The sequence below is a fragment of the Cognatundibacterium curvum genome, from assembly GCF_014284235.1.
GTDB lineage: Bacteria > Pseudomonadota > Gammaproteobacteria > Burkholderiales > Burkholderiaceae_D > Undibacterium > Undibacterium curvum.
Window position 1 is genome coordinate 1 of sequence record NZ_JACOGD010000044.1, and the last position, 277, is coordinate 277.

Here is a 277-nt window from a genome sequence, read left to right on the forward strand (position 1 = left end):
GAACCCATGGACATGATGACCATGATGATCAGTGTGCCTTTGGCGACGAAGTCACCGGTTTTCCAGAGTGCGTCCAGGCCATATGGGTTTTCGATGACTTCTTTGGCTGGGCCGGCTTCAGCAGCAGGGGCTGCAGCAGGCGCAGCGGCGTCAGCGGCTGGTGCGGAAGTGGCTGGTGCTGCGGAGGCTGCAGTGGCAGAAGCTTCTTCTGCGAAGACTGGAGCGGCAACAGCTGCGGTCAGGGCCAGAACGGCGGCAGCCAGGAATGCGGAGAAAC

The 277-nt window shown here is 61.4% G+C and carries 1 pseudogene; it reads right to left on the bottom strand.

Annotated features, from left to right (window positions below):
* Positions 1-277, bottom strand: a pseudogene (locus H8K43_RS18790) (MotA/TolQ/ExbB proton channel family protein); the annotation flags it as partial.